16 protein-coding genes and 1 pseudogene are annotated in these 19,581 nt (G+C 62.3%); 9 read left to right on the forward strand and 8 right to left on the reverse strand.

From position 1 onward, the window contains the following. Positions 1-293: 293 nt before the first annotated feature. Positions 294-5,315 carry a carboxypeptidase regulatory-like domain-containing protein gene (locus HMPREF2736_RS10230; protein ID WP_168167636.1) on the forward strand — a complete coding sequence of 1,674 codons (5,022 nt, stop codon included), beginning with the start codon at positions 294-296 and terminating at the stop codon, positions 5,313-5,315. An 8-nt stretch (positions 5,316-5,323) separates the two neighbouring features. Further along, positions 5,324-7,693 carry a zinc metalloprotease gene (locus HMPREF2736_RS10235; protein ID WP_141761639.1) on the forward strand — a complete coding sequence of 790 codons (2,370 nt, stop codon included), beginning with the start codon at positions 5,324-5,326 and terminating at the stop codon, positions 7,691-7,693. Positions 7,694-7,708: 15 nt separating this feature from the next. Here the strand turns inward: HMPREF2736_RS10235 and HMPREF2736_RS10240 are convergent, their stop codons facing one another. The 4 genes from HMPREF2736_RS10240 to HMPREF2736_RS10255 form a co-directional block, all read right to left on the reverse strand. Next, positions 7,709-8,506 (reverse strand): hypothetical protein, encoded by a 798-nt coding sequence (locus HMPREF2736_RS10240; RefSeq protein WP_070614912.1) that lies wholly within the window; start codon positions 8,504-8,506, stop codon positions 7,709-7,711. A 233-nt stretch (positions 8,507-8,739) separates the two neighbouring features. After that, a complete protein-coding gene (gene pepT, locus HMPREF2736_RS10245; protein ID WP_070829609.1) occupies positions 8,740-9,969 on the reverse strand; it encodes a peptidase T in 1,230 nt (409 codons plus the stop codon). A gap of 17 nt (positions 9,970-9,986) precedes the next feature. Further along, on the reverse strand, positions 9,987-10,430 hold the full coding sequence (locus tag HMPREF2736_RS10250; protein WP_070819981.1) for a DUF2871 domain-containing protein: 444 nt from the start codon (positions 10,428-10,430) through the stop codon (positions 9,987-9,989). 88 nt (positions 10,431-10,518) lie between these two features. Beyond that, positions 10,519-10,704 (reverse strand): hypothetical protein, encoded by a 186-nt coding sequence (locus HMPREF2736_RS10255; RefSeq protein ID WP_070772287.1) that lies wholly within the window; start codon positions 10,702-10,704, stop codon positions 10,519-10,521. A 115-nt stretch (positions 10,705-10,819) separates the two neighbouring features. Between HMPREF2736_RS10255 and HMPREF2736_RS10260 the strand changes: the two genes are divergently transcribed. Further along, complete coding sequence (locus HMPREF2736_RS10260) at positions 10,820-12,322, forward strand: SLC13 family permease (protein ID WP_070829611.1); 1,503 nt, start codon at positions 10,820-10,822, stop codon at positions 12,320-12,322. Positions 12,323-12,332: 10 nt separating this feature from the next. Here HMPREF2736_RS10260 and HMPREF2736_RS10265 read toward each other — a convergent pair whose 3' ends face one another. Further along, complete coding sequence (locus HMPREF2736_RS10265) at positions 12,333-12,728, reverse strand: hypothetical protein (RefSeq protein WP_070829613.1); 396 nt, start codon at positions 12,726-12,728, stop codon at positions 12,333-12,335. A 27-nt stretch (positions 12,729-12,755) separates the two neighbouring features. On the opposite strand from HMPREF2736_RS10265, the gene HMPREF2736_RS10270 reads away from it, so the two are divergent. From HMPREF2736_RS10270 to HMPREF2736_RS10275, 3 genes and pseudogenes are all read left to right on the forward strand, one after another. Beyond that, positions 12,756-13,874: a YihY/virulence factor BrkB family protein gene (locus HMPREF2736_RS10270; protein ID WP_070829615.1), complete on the forward strand. Its 1,119-nt coding sequence runs from the start codon at positions 12,756-12,758 to the stop codon at positions 13,872-13,874. Positions 13,875-13,889: 15 nt separating this feature from the next. After that, a pseudogene (locus HMPREF2736_RS12830) lies at positions 13,890-14,127 on the forward strand (SDR family oxidoreductase); the annotation flags it as partial. Between the two features lie 49 nt (positions 14,128-14,176). Next, on the forward strand, positions 14,177-15,049 hold the full coding sequence (locus HMPREF2736_RS10275; RefSeq protein ID WP_070829617.1) for a patatin-like phospholipase family protein: 873 nt from the start codon (positions 14,177-14,179) through the stop codon (positions 15,047-15,049). Here the strand turns inward: HMPREF2736_RS10275 and HMPREF2736_RS10280 are convergent. Then, positions 15,046-16,677: a peptide chain release factor 3 gene (locus HMPREF2736_RS10280; protein WP_070829619.1), complete on the reverse strand. Its 1,632-nt coding sequence runs from the start codon at positions 16,675-16,677 to the stop codon at positions 15,046-15,048. The genes HMPREF2736_RS10275 and HMPREF2736_RS10280 overlap by 4 nt on opposite strands. Before the next feature lie 47 nt (positions 16,678-16,724). Here HMPREF2736_RS10280 and HMPREF2736_RS10285 point away from each other — a divergent pair, with 47 nt between their 5' ends. Further along, complete coding sequence (locus HMPREF2736_RS10285; protein ID WP_070829621.1) at positions 16,725-17,264, forward strand: NADPH-dependent FMN reductase; 540 nt, start codon at positions 16,725-16,727, stop codon at positions 17,262-17,264. Here the strand turns inward: HMPREF2736_RS10285 and pth are convergent. Then, positions 17,248-17,778, reverse strand: coding sequence for an aminoacyl-tRNA hydrolase (gene pth / locus HMPREF2736_RS10290; RefSeq protein WP_070829623.1), 531 nt, complete (start codon positions 17,776-17,778; stop codon positions 17,248-17,250). The two genes, HMPREF2736_RS10285 and pth, sit on opposite strands and share 17 nt — an antisense overlap. Between pth and HMPREF2736_RS10295 the strand changes: the two genes are divergently transcribed. Both HMPREF2736_RS10295 and HMPREF2736_RS10300 read left to right on the forward strand, forming a co-directional pair. After that, complete coding sequence (locus HMPREF2736_RS10295; protein WP_070829625.1) at positions 17,777-18,661, forward strand: NAD(P)H-dependent flavin oxidoreductase; 885 nt, start codon at positions 17,777-17,779, stop codon at positions 18,659-18,661. The two genes, pth and HMPREF2736_RS10295, sit on opposite strands and share 2 nt — an antisense overlap. 23 nt (positions 18,662-18,684) lie before the next feature. After that, positions 18,685-19,014 carry a hypothetical protein gene (locus HMPREF2736_RS10300; RefSeq protein ID WP_070614923.1) on the forward strand — a complete coding sequence of 110 codons (330 nt, stop codon included), beginning with the start codon at positions 18,685-18,687 and terminating at the stop codon, positions 19,012-19,014. Here the strand turns inward: HMPREF2736_RS10300 and HMPREF2736_RS10305 are convergent. Next, entirely contained in the window at positions 19,011-19,571 is a 561-nt protein-coding gene (locus tag HMPREF2736_RS10305; protein ID WP_246822143.1) for a DUF6891 domain-containing protein, read from the reverse strand. The two genes, HMPREF2736_RS10300 and HMPREF2736_RS10305, sit on opposite strands and share 4 nt — an antisense overlap. Between the last annotated feature and the right edge of the window lie 10 nt (positions 19,572-19,581).

A 19,581-nucleotide genomic window follows, 5' to 3' on the forward strand; every position in this document is an offset into this window, starting at 1 on the left:
ACGAGTACGGCTACTCCCACCAGGTGGTTCGCGTTGTCGAGGACATTGCGGGCGTGCGCCCGACCGTGTACCCGGCACGCAAGGAGCCGTCTGAGATTCAGTAGCGCGTTTGCTTAGCGACGACTCCACCGCCCCGGCCGCATTCGGCCGGGGCGCTTCGTCGTGTAGTAGGGGTGTGGAATCGCTGGCAGTTCCTTGAAAGGTTTAGATAAGGCATATAACTAAGTGGTATCATTCCTGTGTTTTACCGTTCGTTTCCCGTGCCGTTGCTTCGAGAAAGTTGAATGACGCCCATGTCTCGCTATTCCGATGACCCCCGTCGCGTACACCGCCCACGGGGCATGCGCATCACCGCAGTTGCCACGGTGCTCGCGCTTGCCGGCACGGTCGCCGAAGTCCCGCTGGGTACCTTCACGCCGGTCGCGCACGCACAGAGGGCGCCTCAGCCACAGGCGGGTATCAGTCACGGTGAGGTCCGTTTTGAGAACGGGCGAGACTGGCGGGGCGCGGTCTTCTTTAGCGATTCCATGCGAGTCAACACGGTGGCGCTCGAGTTCGTGCCGGAGAAGCCACGGGTCTTTGGTGAAAAGGTCCAACCCGCACCAAAAGGCGATCCGGTGTTTGACATGATTCCGGAGACCTCGCAGTTCACGCTTGAGTACAGGGAGCTCATGCCAAATCGGCGAGAGAGGCTGGTGGAAACCTACGAAGTCACCGTTCACCGCAGTATCGCAACAAGGCCCTCGGGAAACTATGCGATCCGCTTGCGCTACAACTTGCCAGATCTTCAAGTGAAGAATGGTGACCGCCTTATCCTCTGGGCGAGAGGCAAGACCAGCTATCCGACCCCGATGGCCGGTGGTGGCGCGCGCTTCACCATGCCGTACGTCAACTTGTCTGCAACGGGCAAGGTGCGTGTGCATAATCCGGACGAGGAGCCGGTCGGCCGCCCGAAGGTGTTGGTGAACAGCAAGTGGACCAACCGTCAGGGCAAGGAGGAGGACCGCCAGGGCAAGGAAGCGGTCGCAGATGACGGCTCGTACTGGCTGACCTCGAACAGCCCGGGAACGACGTACCAGATTGGCGTGCGACCTCCAGCGGGCTTTGTCAGCCCGGCGACCAAGCCGTGGAAGGACGAGGCCACCGCCCCGGATTTTGATCTGTACCCGATCACCGTCACCGGCCGGGTGATCGACGACAAGGGAGTCGGCATCTCCGGTGCACGTGTGACCGTCGGCGGTAAGTCGGCCCAGACTGATCAAAGCGGTAACTTTACCGTGCCCAAGGTTCCGGTGCCCAAGGATCCAGAGGATAAGTACACGCTGGTCGTGGGCGAAACTGAGGACAGTCAGGGGACAGAGGTCGATGGTGTCGTCGTTAAGGATCAGCGCGTCAACCGCATCGCGGACCCGATCGTTGTGCAGCGCAAGCAGCAGTACGGCAAAGTCAGCGGAAAGGTCAACGGGCTGCCGGAACGCACCAAGGTGAAGGTGCGTGTCGTCGGTACGAACACTGTCGTAGACACCGATGAGAACGCGGAGTTCACCATCCCGAACCTGGCAGTAGGCAAGCACGTGCTCGAGGTCGTCCCAGAGTCGCTGCCGAAGGGGTATTCGGTGACCCAAACGGCAGACGTGGACGTCAAACGCGCAACCACCGCGAACGCAAACTTCACCGCCACGCGCGATAAAGGCAGCATCTCTGGTGTGATCTCCGGCGTGCCGGCCGACAAACAGGTCAAGATCCGCGTCACGGGTCCCGAGATTTTGGAACAGACCGTCTCGGGCGGCCACTACAGCTTCCCGGACCTGCCCACCGGGGACTACCGCGTCGAAGTGATCAACAACTCCGTGCCACGCGGATACTCCGTCACGGGCCCGCAGAACGCCAAGGTGGAAAAGTACGAAAACAGGACTGTTGGGTTCGCGGTGATTGCGGACAACGTCACGGGCGAGATCAAGGTGGTCGACGACGCCAACAGGCCAGTTCCCAATGCATCAGTCACCGTTGACGGACGGACCGAAACCACCAACGCGGAAGGCCTTGCAACGTTTGCGGATCTCGCGCCGGGCGCCTACACCGCCGCAGTAGCTGCCGCCAGGGGCAAGTACAGCGGCGCATCCCAGGGGTTCGTGCTGTATCCGGGCGACAATGATCCGGTGACGGTGAAGGTTGATTCACTGAACCAAACCGGTGGCATTGTTGTCGACGATCTTGGTCAGGCCGTGGAGGGCGCGCAGGTCGTCGTCAAGCAAGGCTCCCGTGTCATCGGCACTTTCCCGACCACCCCGGAAGGCAACTTCAACGCCGGCGCGCTGGCTGCAGGCAACTACACCGCAGAGGTGGCCCGCACCAACACGTACGACGCGGCGAGTGCAAACTTCACAGTCGAACCCGGCGGAGACACCGAGTCAGTGATGCTCAAGGTCGCGCTGCATCGCGGATCCATCAAGGTTGGCGCCTCGGGGCCGTTGGCTCCGACGGGGGTGTTCCTCAACGGCGGCCCGAACAACGAGTACCTGCCGATTGAGGAAGCCGGCGGCGACTACGTCTTGAATGACCTGTACCCGGGCGAGTACACCCTTGGTGGGCGCGCGCCGGAGGGGTACACGATCGAAGGCGGCGGTGCTGTCACCATCAACCCAAATGAGACGTCGGAAAAGACACTCAACGTTGTGCGCAACCTGGGCAATATCGCAGGTAGCGTCACTGGCCTGCCGAGCGGACAACCCGCCGAGATCCAGGTACGTGGTGCAGACCAGAACACCGCTGGCGTGAAGAAGACTGCGCCCGTGGTCAATGGGACGTATTCGATTGCTGATCTGCCAACGGGCACCTACACCGTCGAGATTGATGGCCCGCAGGGGTATTCGGCGCCGTCGCAGGCTGCGAAGGTGAAAAAGGACAGCACCGAAACGCACGACTTTGCGCTCGCGCTGGACAAGGTGGACCTCGTCTTGCAGGTTGTCGACGACACCGGCCACCCCGTCGCCAACGCCAAACTTGATGTCGCCGGGCGCACGGTGAATACCAACGCGGAAGGCATGGCTACGGTCGAGGACATCCTGCCCGGAACCTATACGGCCAAAGCCGCCGAAAGCGAGACCCACAGCGAAGGCAGCCGGGAAGTCACGCTGCAGCCCGGCAGGCACGGCAGCGGCGAAATCCTGGTGAAGACGCTCAACGCGGTGAGCGGCACGCTTCTCGACGACCTCTCCGCACCCGTCGCCAACGCCCCCATTCGCATCACCCAGAACGGTGGGGAAGTCGCCGAGGATACGACCGACGCACACGGCAGGTTTAACGCGGGCAACCTGCACGCCGGCGAATACACCGTGCAGGTTGAATCCAGCGACAACCACGGAGGAACAACCCAGCGTTTCAGTGTCGAGCCGAACAAGCCACGCGACCTGGAGCTCACGGTGGCGCTGGTCAAGGGGTCCGTCAACATCTCGGTCACGGGTGATGCGGAGCCAGAGTCGATCACGATCACGGGTGGACCGAAGGACGAAACCCGCAAGGTGGAAAAGGTTGACGGCAAGTACGTCGTCGATGGCCTTTACCCAGGCGATTACACCGTGACCGCCAAGGCGCCGAACAAGCACACCGTCACACGTGAAAACGACGGCAAGGTCACGGTCAAGCCAGGCGAGCAGTCCAACCTGGGCATTACGGTGAAAAAGGAGCCGGCGACGTCGAATCCGGCCCCGCAGCCGGATCCGTTCGTGTGGGCACCCGTGGTGGTGCACGCCGGTGAGGTCGGCATCGGCACGCCGACGCGTAAGGGGAGCAGCGACCCGGTGCCGTCTGGGTTCACCACCAACGGCGTGGAAAAGGTCATCTCCGGCAACAAGACGGAACAGGTTGCGCCGAAGGATTCCTGGATTCGTGTGGAGCAGGACGGCACGGTCGTCGCCACGCCACCGCGCGATGCCGCGCCCGGAACTTACCGCGTAGAGGTCAACACACCGACGGGCCAGCGCGAGGTCGTCGAGGTTGTCGTGGCTGAAGAAAAGCCCATGGCCGATCGCTACACGGTCGAATGGGCGAAAACCCCGGTGCCTGCTGGTGTGGAGCGCTCCTCGAGCTCGCCGCGTGCGCAGGTGGTGGAGCGCGGCTTCACATACGACGACCGCGTGCTGCCCGCAGGAACAACGTTTACAACGGACGCCAAGGGCGTGACCATCGACGCCAAGGGCAGCATCACGTTCAAGCCGGAGGCCAACGCAAAACGTGGCACCCACACGGTCCCGGTCACGATCACTTTTCCGGACGGCAGTCCCAAGACGGTCAACGCCGTCTTCGAGGTCGGCGAGCCCATGCTGGCAGACCTGGCAAACCTCGGCTACGAAGACGAGATCATGGTGGTCCCGGGACTGAGCGCAACCGTGCTGCGCACCGGCGACGCTGCGTTGCCCGAGGGGACGACCTTCAAGATGAAATCCGGGTCGAGCCTGGGCGGCTGGTCCGCGACGGTGGACGCGAACACCGGCGACGTGCGAGTCAACGCGCCGAAGGTGAACGCGCGTCCGCTCACGGTCAAGGTCATCGCCTACTTCCAGGATGGTTCCACCAAAGAACTTGAAGCGCGCGCTCGCTTGGCCACAGCTTCTGCACACGCCGTGAAAAACTCCATCTCCTACCCGTCTACCACGGTGCGGGTGGGCAACACAGTTGCAGTCGCCGCTGTTGGCGATGCGGTCAAGGGCGCGGTCTTCGACGTGATCGACAACGCTGGCCTTGACGTCGGCGTGAACAGATCCACCGGCGCGCTGCGCATCACGGCGCCGAAGAACGCCGAGATCGACGAAACCTACAAGCCGCTGATCCAGGTGCGCTACCCAGACGGCAGCGCACGCGAAATCACCGCCACGGTCACGGTGCCTTCGGATGCGGCGACGTTTGACGCCGGATATGTTGGAGCGAACGTACCCATCGGCGGCGAGGCTCGTCCGGAACCTTCGTCGAAACTGCCAGAGGGCACGCGGTTTAGCATCGACGGCTTCAACGAGCAGGGCTGGACAGCAACTATCGACGAAAAAACCGGCCGTATCACCGCCCGGTCCAACGGCAGTGTGCCCAACGGCAAAACCACCTCCGTCAAGGTGCGGGTGACCTACCCGGACGGATCCTCCGAACTGGTCAACGTCCCCCTGACGGCGAGGGCGCCGGAGGAAGTGGTGGTTGAGGATAAGGGGTCGTCGACAAGCGTTGGCTGGATCGCGGTCCTCGTAGGCGCGCTGGCGCTGCTTGCCGGCGTAGGATTCGCCGCATTTTTGAACCAAGACAAGATCATGCAGGTACTGGGTAGGTAGGCAACAACATGCGATTTTCCACAAAAGTAATGGCAGTCGGCCTGTGCACCGCCCTCGCCCCCGTCTGCGTTGTGCCCGCGCAGGCCAAGGTCACACAGCAAGGCAGGCAGGTTGTCGTTGAGGGGCAGCAGAAGAGCACATGGTCGCCGTACATCAACGCGACCGTGCGCCCCGACGGACACGGCCTCTTCGACTTCGACCACCCCGAAGCCGCCGCCGAGGTGCTCAAGTACGGGCTGAGCACCGACGTGTACGTCAACGAGGCGAAAATGCCCGTCGACTGGAACGCGACGCCCGAAACCCTCAGCAGAGACGACGGAACCGACACGGTTGTCTACACCCAGACGTTTAACGGTGTTGAGGTCAAACGCACCATCAACATTTTCGACAACATCATCCAGTACACCGTCACCGCCACCAACGTCTCGGGCGCCCCGGTCAATGTCCGCGTCGAAGCCGTAAGCGACATCATGGGCAACCACGGCCAACTCCGCGCGCAGCAATACTTCGACGGCGAAATTCGCGTCTCCCCGGAAAAGCCCGGCCACACCGCACGCGTGAAGTTTGCGAACGCCGACCGGTTCGGCGTAGGACCGACCGCTGAGAAAGCCAAGGAGAGCCGCAACGACAACGACGCGCGCTACCAGGCCGGACGCTGGAGCAAGAGCCTCGCAGCGGGTGAGAAACTCGAGGCCGAAACCCAGGCGCGTTTCATCCCGCAGCCAGCCGCGTTCGACTCCGACGGCGATGGCCTGCGCAACTCGTGGGAACGCGTCGGCATGAAACTCTCCTCAGGCAAATCGTTGCCAATCCACCAGTGGGGCGCCGACGAAAACAAACCCGACCTGTTCCTGCAGCTGCACTGGATGCGATCCGAGTGGGAACAACTCAAGTGCGATCGGAAGGAATCCTTCGCGGCATCCGTGGAGGGCTTTACCCAGTTCGCCGACTGTGCGCGTGCAAACACGAAGGACTATGCGCCGTCGCCGGAGATCCTCAAGCAGTTGGAGGAGCGCTTCGCCAAACAAAGCATCAATCTCCACATCGTTGCGGGGCCGGAGTACGTCAGTTCCTCGATGTCCAGCATGAAGGAGGCAGACCGCGAGGGCGGCAAGACCGAGGACTACGCCAAAGAATTCATGCCAGGGTTGGCCGATCCGAAGTTGGCCAAAGACGAATGGGCTTACGCGCTGTATGCGCAAAACCAATTCATCTCGGCACGCGAACGGTTGCTGGGAGAACGCAAGGCGGTCTTCCGCGTTGGCGTCATCGGCGACACGATTTCTCGCGGCGACTCCTCGACAGGCCTCGCTTTGGTCAACGACTCCGTATTCTTCGTGGCGAACCATCCTGAGATGACCACGCAGGAGCAGCTGCGCAACACGATCCTGCACGAGTTCGGCCACACCCTGAACCTGCTGCACTACGGCGCGCACGTGGAGTCAAACACGGCACCGGCGCGCGATGACCTCGAAGAGTACAACTCGGTGATGAGTTACGCGCACCAGTTCAACCAGTTCAACTTTGCCGAAAAGGAAACGCACGGCCACGACGAGACCGGCAGGGAGTTTCAGATCCCGGCGGACTGGGCGAACCTGAACCTTCCAGGCGCGAACGTTGGCCAAGGCCACATCGGAGTGAACGACGAGACAGACAAGGAAAACGACAAAGACGACCACGATCACGACCACTCGCACGGCGAGGAAAGCATGCCGGTGCTGACCGAAGGTGACGTCAAGGAACTGGTCATCAATGCGGCAAGCAATAACAAGTACAAGGCAGGCTTTCGTCTCAACGAAACCGCGAACGGTGACAATGGCGTCGTCGCACAGCTTGGCGACGACAACGTCCTGCGCGGCACCATCTCCAACCTGGGAGACGTGGACGAGCGGTTTAAGGTCAGCGTCAACTACGGCTCGGGAGTGTTCCAACAAAGCTACGACCTGAAGCCTGCCGGCAAAGTCGGCGACGAGAAGCAGGTAGACATCAAGCTCGACCGCGCGGCGTTTTTGGACAAGCCGGTCGTTCCGCTGAGCGTAGTGGTTACAAACTCGCGCGGAACGGAAGTGTTTAGCCAGTCCTACAACGTCTCCGCGCTGAACTACACCCGCGAAGAGATGGCGAAGGTGCTTGCCGAGGTGCTTGCCTCCGACGCCCCGGAGTACGTCAAGGACATGGCCCGCAGGAAGCTGCAGCCGAAGGACAAGACCGAAGGGACGAGCAATGCACCGGCGGCGCAGAAACCGAAGACGCAGCAGCCGCCGGCCAACGGCGACGGTGCGGTCTCGCCAGTGGCGATCATCATCGGCGTGCTGCTCGCTATCGGCGGCCTTGGTGCTGCGCTAGCTGGCTGGGCGATGAGCCAGGGCATGATTTAGCGCATGATCTAACGCCTAGGCTGCCTGCTCCTGCCACCAGGCCAGAAGCCTCTCAAGTGTTTGGAGGAGCGCGTGGTCGGGGCCGACCGCCTCGACGGAGGGCAGCCTCGATGCACGGAATTGCGGGCCGAGGTTGGCAAACGGGCTCACGGGTTGGGTTGCGGTTTTTGAGGAGTCGATTGCCGCAAAGATCTCGTCGAGTTTGCGCTCGACGATCCTGCGTTGCCTCCGGTTAAACGTCTCCGGTGCGAACGGGTTGATACCGGTGAAGCTCTTGCTGACAAGGCAGTTATCGCGCGGGTCGTACACAAAAACGGCGACTGGGAACGACTCGTCGGACTTCAGGTTCGGTGTGAACTCGATACAAAAGGCGCTGTACCAGGCGTTGTCTTGCGAGTCGCCGAGCATCATCACCGTCGCAGCCGTGAGGTCTTCCGCAGGGAAGACGCGAGGCGCCGTGAGCGCGAACGCGGGATCCTGCGGTGGCACGATACTGACCGTGTAGTCGTCGTGAGCGACCATGATGCGCTGGACTTCGGCCATGACGTTGGCCATCTCCTCCACGCCATACCAATCGGGCGCGCGTGGGTTGTCCGGTTGGAGCAACGCGCAGTCGATTTCGTGGGTGTCCGGGTCGTGGATGAGTATTGCGACGCGGAGGCCGTTTTCGATGATGTAGTCGTCGTCAATGTGCCAGCGGATGTCGTCGTCGAAACTGTAGTCGTCCTCGTCGTAGTCGTACATGGTGACAAGGTCATCGACTTCCTCGTCGTAAGAATCGAGGTAGTAAAGCTCGTAGGCACGAAAAGCCATAATTATCCCCCCTGGGTGTCGGGCGGAAGCCCCCATTTTGCTTCCGCGTATCGACGAGCCTAAACTACAACCGGCCCCAACACCAGAGCCGGGATGCACAATATATTGTGCATCTCGTAGGGAACCGAGCAACGCAGCAGTAATTGTGGCCGAAAACGCCACACGCGCGAGGAACTTGACACTGAGCTCATGCACAAGACGAGCACCAGCATCAAGCGTGCTTAGTGAGCCGGTTACTCGCCACGCATCAGGGCGAGGGTGAGTTCATAGCAGCGCTCGAGGGAAGGCACCGGCAGAAACTCGTAGATCGAGTGGAAGTTGTGCGCGCCGGTGAAATAGTTCGGGGTGTAGACACCCTGGTTGGACAGCCATGACCCATCGGTGCCGCCGCGCATATCGATCTCCTTAATCTCGATGCCGAGGCGGCGCATCGTCGCGTGGAGCCTCTCGGATCCGATGGAGTTCTCTGGAGTCTTCGCGTCGGAGATGTTCGCGTAGACATCTACGATGTCGCAGGTGATGGTGGCGCGGGGGTTTGCTGCGGCAAGGTCGCTGGCAAGCGCGCGTAGACGCTGCTTCTTTTCCTCGTAGCCTTCGCGGTCATGATCGCGGATGCTCAACTGCATGGTGCAGGTGGACTGGTTGCCGTCGATGTGGTTGAGCCAGATAAAGCCCTCACGCCCCTCGGTGTGCTCGGGCGTTTCCTGCGCGTCGAGCTGGTTGGCAAACTCCATTGCCAGTGTGATCGGGTTGACCAGGTTGCCCTTCGCGTTCATCGGGTGGGCGCTGACGCCGGCGATGGTAATGGTGGCGGTGGCGGCGTTGAACGTGGTCTCTACAACCTCGCCGAGCTCGCCGCCGTCGACGGTGTAGGCGTAATCGACAGGGAAGCGGTCAAAATCGATCGTGCGTACACCGCGCAGGCCGATCTCCTCGTCCGGCACGAACGCGATGTAAATGTCGCCGTGTGGGGTCTGACCGCCGAGCTCGGTGACCGCCTCCATGATCGCGGTCACGCCGGCCTTGTCGTCGGCGCCAAGCACGCTCGTGCCGTCCGTGTGGACGATCGGCTGGCCCTCGTACGCTGCAAGTTCCGGGTGGTCGGCGGCGCGCAGCCAGAGGTCGCGCTCGGCGTTGAGGCAAATATCCCCGCCTTCGTAATGGGTTAGCTGCGGATTGACCGTGGGGGAGAGGTTTACATCCACCGTGTCCAGGTGGGAGCAGAAGCCGATCGCGGGGCCCTCGCCGGTGCCGGGGATCTTGGCTGTAACCACGCACGTGTCGGACAGGTGGACGTCGGTGGCCCCGGCGGTGGTGAGCTCGTCGACAAGCAAACGCGCAAACGTCCATTGGCTTTCGGTGGACGGGACTGTAGTGGCGCGAGCGTCGGATTGGCTTTCCGTGCGGACGTAGCGGAAGAAACGGTCGGTGAGGCCTTGCTGAATCGGCGTGAGAGTATTCATGCCGCGAGGGTAGCGCGTTAGTTTGCCAGCGCTGCCTCAGAGGTTCGGGTAGGGCTATCGATGGCGCGACCCAGCAGCACCACGAAGATGACCAACGCGATGGTGAGCATGATGTGGCCCAAACCTGCGATGCCAGAGATCGCCGCGCCCGACTCCTTGCCCAGCACTGTCATCGAGCCGTGCAGGATCAGCATGGACACGGTGGTGAGCAAACCCGCGTTGTAGAGCCAGAAGAAGATATTGAAAAGCTTCTTATTGCGCGAGAAGGTGAAGACCTTTTCTAGGGCGAGGAAGATGAGGAACATCATGAAGCCCAGGGCCAAAAGGTGGGTGTGGGTAACGCTGAGCTGGGTGAACTGGCCTTCTGGGAAGTTGTTGGCGCGGGTGAACTCGCGGTAGAACACGCCCGAGATCAGGCCGAAGGCGAGGTAGAAGATTGCGGCTCTGTAGAGGGCCTTCATGGGAAAAACTCCTTTTAGCAACAAAGTGTTGTGAACTTTGTCTACATTTGTACCAGAGAAACCGGTACGGAGAAACCACAATGCGCCCCTAGAACAGGGCAGAGAAAGCCTGGATCACCGAATCCCACAACCCAATCACCGAAAAACTCAGATCCTGCAGAGAGTCCTGCCACGACCCAGGCAACCAACCATCCGCAGCGCCGGTGCTAAGTAGGTTACGGAGGTCCTGCGCTCCATGGTGCATGTTGTAAGTCAGCTGGGAACTCAAATTCATATTCACGATGCTACGCGCCCCGCTAGCTGGCCAAACAGTACAGGCATCCCATTTTGAAGGCCGATTTGGTGAGACTAATGTTTATGCAGGAACAACCACTTCAAGGAGGAAGACCGTGACAACGGCAGTCGCCCCCGCAGACAGCCCCGAACAACAAACCTCAAACAAACTCAACACAGGAAAAACGATCGCGTTTTTCCTCGCTTTTGTCGCGTTGGCGGCGGTGATCCTTACCCCGATCGCAGGGCTTGCAATGCCCGCAAAGATCGCACTCGGCATGCTTGCCTTCGCCGTGATTATGTGGGTCTCGGAGGCCGTGTCCTACCCGGTCAGTGCGGTCATGATCGTCGGGCTGATCGCCATCACGCTCACATTCGCCGAAGACCCCGAGACAGGCGAAGCTATCGGTGCATCCAAGGGCTTGAGCACCGCCATGAGCGGCTTCTCGTCCTCAGCAGTGGCGCTTGTCGCCGCGGCACTCGCACTGGCAACAGCCATGCAGGCGACCGGCCTGCACCGCCGCCTCGCACTGTACGTGCTGAAGCTCGCCGGCGAAAAGGTCTCCAACATCGTCATCGGCGCAATTGTCATTTCGATCATCCTGGCCTTCTTCGTCCCGTCCGCAACCGCCCGTGCCGGCGCTGTCGTGCCGATTCTCATGGGCATGGTGGCAGCCTTCGGCCTAGCCAAGGAATCCAAGCTCGCTGCACTCCTGGTCATCACCGCAACCCAAGCCGTATCCATCTGGAACGTCGGCATCAAGACCGCCGCTGCGCAAAACCTCGTGGCTGTCGGCTTCATCGAAGACCAAATGGGCCAGACCATCTCCTGGGGCCAGTGGTTCATCTGGGCCGCACCGTGGTCGATCCTGATGTCGATCGCCCTGTACTTCATCATGCGTGCCACTATTAAGCCTGAGGTGGAGTCGATTGATGGGGGACGTGAGCTCGTCGAAAAGCAGCTTGCAGAGATGGGACCCATGGCCGGCGCTGAGAAACGCCTCACCACCATCGCCGTTTTGCTGCTGTTCTTCTGGGCCACCGAAGGCGTGCTGCACCCGATTTCCTCCGCAACCATCACCATCGTCGCCGTCGGCTTCATGCTTATGCCGGTCATCGGCGTCATGGACTGGAAATACGCCCAGGAACAGATCAACTGGGGCACCCTCGTCGTGTTCGCCGCCGGCATCTCCCTGGGCAAGTTCCTGCTGGACACCGGCGCAGCAACCTGGCTGTCTGAGGCAACCTTCGGAGCCATCGGCCTGTCCTCGATGCCGATCCTCGCCGCAATTGCGCTGGTGTCGCTGTTTAACATCCTGATCCACCTGGGCTTCGCATCCGCAACCTCGCTCGCATCCGCGCTGATCCCCGTGTTCATCGCCCTGGCAGCCACCCTGGACGTGCCCAACGGCGGCATCGGATTCGTAATCATCCAGCAGTTCGTCATCTGCTTCGGCTTCCTGCTGCCGGTCTCCGCACCGCAAAACATGCTGGCCTACGGCACCGGCGCGTTTACCTCCAAGCAGTTCCTGCGCAGCGGTATCCCACTGACCATCGTGGCCTACCTGCTCATCCTGCTGCTGTCCGCCACCTACTGGAACTGGATCGGCCTGGTCTAGTTACGCCGAATTACTCCAACACCAGGCCCAGGTGCAGCGTCGAAAGTTCGTGCGCGCCTGGGCCTTTTGCTAACCCCGCAAACTCGGCGGCGGTCTCACGTGTGACGGGGATGATCCAGCCGTACTTCGGATCCAGCACAGGCTCGGACCTGCGGTCTACCGGCACGAACGTGACGGAGCGTTCGTTGGGGGAGGTGAGTTGCACGGCGTCGTCGATACGCGAAAGCTCCTCGAGTGCCCTCGCTGAGGTGGTCACGATGATGATCTTCTCGTTGGTATCGGGCGCAAGCCGCGCCGTGTGCACCTGCAGCGTATCGACGACCACCGGCACCACCCGCCCCGGCAACTCCACCAGCCGAGGCTGGTTCAACCCGAAAAGTTCACGCGCGCGGTCGATGATTCCCATGACAAGGGAGTGTATAAGGTGACCAGTATGTCTGAATCGCACCGCGTCGACATGGTGATGTCGTACGGCACCGGCGACCTCGTCGTCACACCCCACGACTACGAAACACCACTGCGCCGCGGCAACCGCCTCACACGCGCCGGATGGAAATCCATCTTCCGCCGCGTGGTCACAGACTTTTCCAACGACGCCATGGTGGACCGTGCCGCCACCCTGACCTACTACACCCTGCTGTCGGTCGCGCCGATGCTGCTCGCCGCATACTCCATCTTCAGCCTGCTCATGCCGCGTGGCGACGACATGGCCGACTCAATCATCGCCGACCTCGTCGCCCAATACGTACCGGCGCAACTGCAGGAAGAAGCGTTCCAGCTCATCTCCGCCATCGTGGCCACGCCGGCGGAAAGCACCGTCGCACTTGCGGTGTCCGTGATTATCTCGCTGCTATCCGCCTCGGCCTACGTGCGGTCGTTTTCCCGCAACGCCAACCTCATCTACGGCCGCACCGAAGGCCGCCCTATGGCGGTGACCTGGGTAACCATGTGGCTGGTCACAGTAGTCATGGTCGTCGGTGCGGTGGTGATCATTTTGGGCGCGTTGCTGACGGACTCCATCGTCAACGCCGTGTTCGGGCCGATCGCCCGGCCGCTGCAACTGGAGGAGGAGCTGCACTACCTCACCGCAATCTTCCTGCCCGTCTGGGACTATCTGCGCGGCCCTGTCATCGCGGTGGTCTCGGTGGCGCTCGTCTCCGTGCTGTACTACTTCGCGCCCAACGTTAAACCCGGCAGGTTCCGCCTGCTCACCCTCGGCTCGGCGAGCGCGCTGCTGGTCGTTGGCGCGCTGTGGGTCGGGTTTTCCTGGTACCTCAAACTCGTCGGCGTGCGCAGCACCTACGGTGCGTTCGGCACCGTTTTGGCGGTGCTGGCGTTGATCTGGCTGATGAACATCGTGCTGCTCGAAGGCGTGAAAATCGACGCCGAAGTCCTGCGCGCCAAAGAACTCCAACGCGGCATGGACTCACGCCGCCACATTCAAGCGCCGCCACGATCCAACGTCGGGGCGGCGTGGCGGCTGCAGACCCGCCGGTGGACCGACCGCGCCGCCGACGAAATCCTGGACAGGCGTGATGTAGGCCATGAGTAGGGGGCCGGCGAGCTCCTCTCATCGAAGGGAATCCGCGTCAATGCCGTTGCGCCGGGGCCGATCTGGACCGTGATCCAGCCCGCTGAGGGGGCAGCCGGAGGAGGTCGTCGACAACTTCGCCCAGGGCTCCGACATCGGACGACCAGGACAGCCGGCCGAGCTCGCCGGCGCGTACGTGTTCCTCGCCTCCGAGGACGCGTCGTACATCTCCGGTGAGACGCTTGCGGTTACTGGCGGCGCGCTGACGCCGTAACACTGAACACCGTTGAAAGTGCCACGGGCGTGCGCGTAGCCTCACGTGCATGATTGACGCCCGCGACACCGCCCTCATCTTTGAGGGCGGTGGCACCCGCAACTCCTACACCGCACCCGTGGTGGAAAAGCTCATCGCAGAGGAGGTCCAGTTCGGCTGGGTCGGCGGCATTTCCGCAGGCTCGGTCCACGCGCTGAACTTCGTTTCCCGCGACACGTGGCGCTCTGAAAACGCGTTCACGGAGTTTCCGGGTAACCCCAAGTTCGGCGGCTGGCGCTCTGTGGTGCGAGGCAAGGGCCTGATCAACGGCGAATGGGCGTACGAGCAATCCGAGGACGTCCTGCCGTTCGACTTTGATGCGTTTGCCCGGACCACCGAGGAGGTCCACGTGGAGGCCGTGCGCGCCGACACAGGGGAGACGGTGGCGTTTAACCGCGACAACCTGCGCACTTTGGAGGATGTCGCCCTCGCCGCGCGGACGTCGTCGACGATGCCGGTCCTGATGAAGATGCGCGAGATCGACGGCGTGCCCTACGTCGACGGCGCGCTCGGCACCTCGGGCGGTTTGCTTATCGACGCCGCCCGCGCCGCCGGCTACACCCGTTTTGTCGCCGTGCTCACCCGCCCGCGCGACTACGTCAAGGGGCCGCAAAAGCGCGAGCGCGCCGTGCGTCGCATCCTGCGCAACACGCCGAAAGTCGCCGACGCCATGATTGCTCGGCCGGGCATTTACAACGCTGCGAAGCAGTCGCTTATCGACGAAGCCGATGCCGGGAACGCCTACATATTCTTCCCCGACACGATGGGAGTGGAGTCCACCGAGCTCAACGCGGAGAAACTGTGGGCGAACTACGCTGCCGGCCAGGCCCAGGTGGAGCGCGACTGGCCCGCGATGCGCGAGTTCCTCACCGCGAAGCGCTAGTCCGCGATGAGCGGCTCGATCGTCAGATCCGGGTGCTCCTTTTCCACGAACGCGAGCTTCCACTTGTCACCGAACAGGGCGATGATTTCGCCGTCTGTACGCGTGAAAATTTCCACGCCGCGCTGGCGGCCCAGCTCTGGCGCGGATTCGGCGTCGGTGCGCCGGGCCACCGAGTAGGGGATCGGCTCGGTGACGGTTTCCACGTTGTACTCGTTTTCCATGCGAGCCTGCATGACCTCGAACTGCATGGGGCCGACGGCGGCCATGACCGGGGCGGCGTCGCCACGCGTATCGTTGCGCAGGATCTGCACCACGCCCTCGGCATCCAACTGCTCAAGCGCCTTGCGGAACTGCTTGTACTTACCCAGCGACTTCGCGCGCAGCGTGCGGAAGTGCTCCGGTGCGAACTGCGGCATCGGCGGGAACTGGACCTTCTTACCGGCGTAGATCGTGTCGCCCGGCGCCAGCGCACCCGCGTTGACCAGGCCGATGATGTCCCCCGGGAAGGCTGTCTCCACGGTGTCGCGGTTGCGGCCGAAGACAGTCAGGGCGTACTTCGTGGAAAAGCTGCGACCCGACTGCGCGTGCGTGACCTGCATGCCACGGTCGAACTCACCGGAAACCACACGCATAAACGCCAACGTATCGCGGTGGTTCTTATCCATGCCGGCCTGGACCTTGAACACCACGCCCGAGAAATCGTCGCCGACTTCGCGCTCGGTATCCATCGCGGTCGTGGATGCCTCCACGGCCTTTGGGTCGGAGGCGCGGCCCTCGGGTGCCGGTGCGATTGCGCACAGCGTGTCCAGGATCTGGTGCACGCCGAAGTTCAGCATCGCGGAGGCGAAAATGATCGGGGAGGTGATGCACTGTTCGAAGAGCTGCTGGTCGTGGACGGCGCCGTCGGCAAGTAAAAGCTCCGCTTCTTCGAGCGCGGTGTCCCACGCGTCGCCTTCCTTCGCGGCGGCCTCGTCGGCGGAGTAGTGCTCCTCTGGCGCAATCGTCGAACCGCCGGCTGTGCGGGTGAAGTGTACGTACCCGTCGATCTCGCCATCGGAGGAGACGTGCGCGAGCCCGCGGAAGTCACCCGCTTCGCCTACCGGCCAGTACAGAGGGGTGGGTTGGAGGTCGATTTCGGTAACGATTTCGTCGACAAGTTCAAGCGGCTCACGACCCACGCGGTCCCACTTGTTAATCACCGTGACAATCGGCAGACCGCGCGCCTTGCACACGCGAAACAGTTTCAGGGTTTGCGGCTCGAGGCCCTTCGCCGCGTCGATCAGCATGACCGCGGCATCCACGGCGGAAAGCACACGGTAGGTGTCCTCCGAAAAGTCCGCGTGGCCCGGAGTATCGACGAGGTTGACCACGTACGGCTCGCCCTCGTGGCCCTCCGGCGCGTACTCGAACTGCAGCGCCGACGATGCGACGGAAATGCCGCGCTCCTTTTCCATCTCCATCCAGTCCGACACCGTCGACTTGCGGTTGCCCTTACCGTGCACCGCACCGGCTTCCGAAATCACATGCGCATGCAGCGCCAGCGCCTCCGTCAACGTGGACTTACCCGCATCCGGGTGGGCGATAACAGCGAACGTGCGGCGGCGGGCGGCCTCGGAAACAGTGCTCATGGGGCGCTAGCTTATCGACGACCCACCCACCGAGTACAGTCGCGTACATGACAACAATTGGCGTATTTCTAGGATCCATCCGACAAGGCCGCGTCGGCGAAGGCGTCGCCCACTGGGTAACCGACACCGGCAACGCCCGCGACGGCGTCGAATACCGCCTCCTCGACCTCGCAGACTTCAACGTCCCGGCGCTCACCGCCGCCACCGTGCCGGGCGCCGCCAACAAACAATACGAGCACGACGCCGTCACCGCCTGGTCAAACGCCATCGACGCCTGCGACGGCTTCGTCTTCGTCACCCCCGAGTACAACCACTCCATCCCCGGCACCATGAAAAACGCCTTCGACTCACTCGCCTCCGAGTGGGCTGGCAAGCCGGTCGCGTTCGTCGGCTACAGCGGCACCGGCGCGATTCGCGCGATCGAGCACTGGCGTCAGATCGTCGCTAATTTCTCCATGTTTGACATCCGCAACCAGGTGGGCATCAACATCTTCGGCACCGACCTCGAAGAAGAAAAAGCCACCAACGCCGACGCACTGGACGCCATGCTCACCGACCTGGAGCAGGCGATTAACGCGCGTGGATAACGTTCTGCGCCTTCGCTAACCCCTCGGCGACGATCAGGCGGGCCGCCTCCGCCGCGGTTGCGAAGTCCTCGTCGCCGGAAATCTCACTGAGCACCCAATCCGGCACGGCCGTACCCTTTGGCGGCCGCCCAATACCAATACGTACACGGACGTAATCGCGCGTACCCAGGTGCTCCGTGATCGACTTCAGCCCATTATGACCGTTTTCGTTCCCACCCAGTTTCACGCGGACTTTGCCGGCGGGGAGATCGAGCTCGTCGTGAAGCACAATGATCCGCTCCGGCGGCACATTGAACTTGCGAGCAAGGGGAGCAACCGCCTCACCCGACAGATTCATATACGTCTGCGGCTTGCAACGCGCCACACCATCGAGCTTCGGCAACTCGTCGAGCGCCAAAAAGCCCACATTGTGCTTCGTACGCGCATACTCCGCACCCGGGTTACCCAGCCCCACAACCAGCCAATCGGCCTTGGGGCGCCTGAAAAAACCAAACACGTGCCACACTGTACCCATGGAATTTCCACGCGTGATCGCAGCACCCATGGCCGGCGGACCATCCACACCCGAACTCGTCAACGCGGTGTCGTTCGGCTTCATCGCGCTCGGCACCTGCAGCGTATCCCAGGCACGTTCATGGCTAGTGGCGTGCGAAGCACCGTTCGGCGCGAACCTCTTCGTGCCACAACCCGAGCCATTGCCTGACGACGTCCACCGCACCGCCCACCACCTCCAACAGGAAGCTCCGGCGCTCGAATCCGACTACGCCGAAAAGTTCGCCGCCGTGCTGGAGGCCGCACCCGCCGTTGTGTCCTCGACGTTCGGCTGCTTCACCGAAACCGAGATCGCACAACTGCATGCGGTCGGCTCGGAAGCCTGGGCGACAGTGACCAACGAGGCCGAACTACTCGAAGCCCAAGCCAGGGGAGTCGACGGCGTAATCATCCAGGGCCCACGCGCCGGTGGACACCGCGGCACCTGGAGCCAACACGACGACCCTGACCAGCGCTCATTGCCGGAGTTGCTCGCAGATCTGCGGCCCCTCGCCACCGTTCCCGTGATCGCCGCCGGCGGCGTCCGCAACGCCGAAGACGTGGCCGCGATCGACGTGCCCGTCGCCTGCGGCACCGCATTCCTCCTCGCCGACGAAGCCGGCACCAGCCAACACAACCGCGAACTCCTGCGCACCGACACACCCGCCGTCGTCACCCGCGCCTTCTCCGGACGGTGGGCGAGCGGTGTGGAAACAGATTTCACGCGGGAAAATCCTGACCTGCCGCCGACCTACCCGTATTTACGGCCGATGACCAGGGATAACGACTACTGCCTCGTCGGCGCCGACCGGGGAGCATTGATGGCTGCCCCAGCCGCCGAAATCGAGCGGATGCTAACGCCCTAGACAGCTGTTGCGATGAGAGAGGTATGAAGCTTTCCAAGATCGCAATTGCCACCGCAACGACCGGCGCGCTCGCACTGGGCGCGCTCGCCCCGGCAGCCAGCGCGGCACCGGCGGCTCCGGCCGCTCCTGCTAACCATGACGGCGCCTACAGCGGCAGCGCCTGGGGGCTTTACAACTTCCTTGTCACCAACATCATCAACGGCGCCGAGCAACTCAACGGTGGCGCGAACAAGAGCGGGACGGAGAAAGCTCCTGGGGTGATGCTGAGCTCCGCACCGTTTCTCCTTCTGCTGTTCCCGCTGCAGTTAATCGCAGAAGCAGAAGTTCGCCTGCTCGATCAGCTCGGCTTCTAATCCGCGAGCGGGAGCTCGACGACGAGCCCCTCACACGCCACACGCTCGGTAGGTTTGCCGCCCCACATCGGGGTCATGCCAACACCGCGAAGCGCTTCCATGAGCGATTCGGCCGCCTCAACGGAGCTAAACCCGAAGTAAAGCTCGCCGGTGTGGATGACCCGATCCACGTCCTGGTTCGTGCAGTACACATAGCCGCTGCGGCCATCATTTTCTGCCTGTTCGGCGGCTTCCTCGGCGCAGTCGCTTTGAGTAAGCCCCTCGTCGAACGAGAACGCGAGGTTGCGCTCAGCCAGAGCGTCGCGGAGCGTATCGAGGCGCTGCGCGTCCTCGGAAGCTTTGGGGATGAGGTTGGCGTACTCGGCGCGGATGTCGTCGATAAGCACATCGAGCCCTGGGACCGGATCGCCGCCGTTATCGTCCTCAAAAAACGCCTCGATCTCGCCGGTACTCCACCCATGGCACAGCATGAGCGAGATGTCGCCCTCGCGTGACTGCGATTCGTAGAGGTTATCTGACGGCGGATACTTGCTGGTCAACATCGCGTGCTGGCTCATGGGCACGAGG

The organism is Corynebacterium sp. HMSC036E10, from assembly GCF_001836265.1.
GTDB lineage: Bacteria > Actinomycetota > Actinomycetes > Mycobacteriales > Mycobacteriaceae > Corynebacterium > Corynebacterium coyleae.